Annotated in this window: 4 protein-coding genes; all 4 read left to right on the top strand. The window is 58.4% G+C overall.

Going from position 1 to position 2,611, the window contains the following annotated elements; translation table 11 throughout:
* Positions 1 to 546: adenosylcobinamide-GDP ribazoletransferase (locus tag K5905_RS31350; RefSeq protein ID WP_297591633.1), on the top strand; the 546-nt coding region annotated here is incomplete at its 5' end.
* 86 nt (positions 547 to 632) lie between these two features.
* A complete protein-coding gene (locus tag K5905_RS31345; protein WP_297591632.1) occupies positions 633 to 1,763 on the top strand; it encodes an alpha/beta hydrolase in 1,131 nt (376 codons plus the stop codon).
* A gap of 103 nt (positions 1,764 to 1,866) precedes the next feature.
* Positions 1,867 to 2,049, top strand: a complete 183-nt coding sequence (locus tag K5905_RS31340; protein WP_297591631.1) for a DUF1289 domain-containing protein — start codon at positions 1,867 to 1,869, stop codon at positions 2,047 to 2,049.
* Positions 2,046 to 2,611, top strand: a 566-nt coding sequence (locus tag K5905_RS31335) for a TIGR02281 family clan AA aspartic protease (protein ID WP_297591630.1), incomplete at its 3' end; no start/stop codon positions are given. The genes K5905_RS31340 and K5905_RS31335, both read left to right, overlap by 4 nt.

The raw sequence follows: 2,611 nt of genomic DNA, 5'->3' as shown, positions 1-2,611 counted from the left end.
GTGACAACCGGTGCCCTTCACGAAGATGGCCTCAGCGATGTCGCCGATGGTTTCTTTGGCGGAGCGACCCGAGACAAACGATTGCAGATCATGAAGGATAGCCGGATCGGGGCCTTTGGCGCGCTTGCCCTGCTCGTTTCAGTGGTCCTGCGAACCGCACTGCTTGGCGCACTGTGGCAGCGTTTCAGCCCCGCCGACGCCGCTCTCTTGTTTCTGACAGGCGAAGCCCTCAGCCGTGCGCTGCTGGTCTGGCAATGGCAAATCCACCCGCTTGCCCGTCCGGACGGACTGGCCGCCCGTTTTGGCCAACCGCGATCCCAGACAGTCAAGGAGGCGATCCTCGTGACAGTTCCGCTTCTGATCCCGGCAGTTCTAATCCTGCCGATATCGGGATTTTCTCTCGGGTTTGTCCTGGCAGCTGGTGCCGCTTTTTTCGTCGGTCGCCTTGCCGTTGAAAAAATCGGCGGCACGACCGGTGACGTGCTTGGCGCGATTCAACAACTCAGCGGGCTTGGATTCCTGGTCGGGATGCTTATGGTTCCCTGAGGACATCAGGAAGGGCAGCACGCAAAATGGATGTGTCTAACTTTGAAGCGACAAGCTGTTTGCGCACTCGGTTTTTGCAGGGAACCTTGCTTCTTTTTGTCCTGGCCACCGTTGCCGCATGCGCAGGACGCCCTTCGGTTGGCGCGCTGGAAGTCTCTGTCGCTCCGGCAGAAGGTGCCAAGACGCATGATATCATGGTCGTCACCACAAGGCAGCGGGACGGCCAACCCGGCACGTTCTTCAATGGAGAGCGTGGAAGCGAGGTCAGCTATGCCGAAGCCTCGGTCTCGGTTCCACCAACCCACGAGCCCGGACAAGTTGAATGGCCAACCAGTCTACCAGGCAATCCAAACAAGGATTTCGTTACCCGCAGCGCAGCCTATGTCCCTGACAAAGCCGCCTTCTCGCGGGACATAAACCGCAGACTGGCGCAACTGCCGAAGGGCAAACGCGATATCTTCGTGTTCATTCATGGTTACAACACCCGGTTCCCGGAAGCGCTCTACCGGTTTGCGCAGATCGTCAACGATTCTGAAATGGAAGCGGTGCCCGTCCTCTTCACCTGGGCATCACGCGGCAAGGTTCAGGACTATGTCTACGATCTCAACAGCGCCGCCGTTGCTCGCCAGGCTTTGGCCGACACCGTCCTTCAATTGTCTGAAACCAATGCTGAAAACATCACCATCCTTGCTCATTCCATGGGGAACTGGCTGTTGATGGAAACCGCCATTCAGGCGGCGCCGGACAAACGGCGCAAAATGTCCCGCAAAATTCGTGAAATTATTCTGGCGGCACCCGACATCGATATTGATCTGTTCAAATCGCAACTGAAAAAGCTCGGCCCGCCGCCGACCCCCTATCTCGTGATCGTGTCCAAAGACGACCGTGCATTGCGCCTGAGCAGGGCAATCGCCGGTGGCAAGGAACGGGTCGGCGCCTATTCAAACGACCAGGAACTTGCCGAACTCGGTGCGGTGGTCGTCGACGTCACGGAACTGGATTCGCTCGACAGCTCTCATCACTCGAAATTCGCCCAACTTGCCGAAGTCAGTCCAGAAATCCGCAAAACACTCGGTCAATCCGGTCTGACTTCGGTCGCCGACATGTCGGGTGTCGCCAGAGCCGACGGGACGGTCGGCGGTCTTATCGGCGAAACACTTTCGCTGCCTGTCCGCATTATTGCCGCGCCTGTCACCCTGGCGACCGGTGGTGGATGACCGGCAGAGATTTCAGGCAACCAGGTAAATTTCTAGCTAAATACTGCTGAATTTTGCCACAATCAGTCTTGGCAACGCCACAATCTGCCGCCATATCCGCTTCATGAAGTCACCTTGTATCAACATCTGCCAGATTGATCACGAAAGCGGTCTTTGCACCGGCTGCTTGCGCACGCTTGACGAAATTGCCGGTTGGGCGGCGTTCAGCGACGATGAACGCGCTGAAGTTCTGTCCGATATCGACAGCCGCCGCCCGATCGACCGCGATGAAGGCAGTCCTGCATGAGAAGCCCGAAGCAATATCGGGGTCTGATCCTGGTGCTTCTGATAACCGTCATGGCCGCCATGGCTTTTTACGCCTTTTTCGGCGATCCGACCGATCCGGCCAATGCCAATTTCGACCGCACCGGACCGCGCATTGTCGGACTGTCTGCGCTTGCCTTCGTCTTCATGGCCAGCCTGGTATTCGGTCAGCCGAAGGTGCGGGACATCCTGCAGGCGACGGTGTTCTGGGGTGGTCTGTGCCTTCTTCTGGTCGTTGGCTACACCTATCGGGCTGACCTTGTTCAAGCCGGCTACCGGGTGCTGGGAGCCCTCGCCCCTGGCCTCGCTGTCACGCAACCGGACGGGTCCATCCTGATCGTGCGCGATGCAGGTGGGCATTTTGTCGTCAATGGAGAGACCAATGGCGCAAGGACACGCTTTCTACTCGACACCGGCGCCAGCGCAGTGGTTCTGACGTTCAACGACGCCAGACGGGCCGGTTTTGATCCTGCGGATTTGTCATTCACCGTGCCGGTATCGACCGCCAACGGCCGCACACTGGTCGCTCCGGTCAGGATCGACAC

It is taken from the genome of Roseibium sp. (genome assembly GCF_025698965.1).
Taxonomy (GTDB): Bacteria; Pseudomonadota; Alphaproteobacteria; order Rhizobiales; family Stappiaceae; genus Roseibium.
This window is presented reverse-complemented; position numbering and strand designations above follow the sequence as displayed.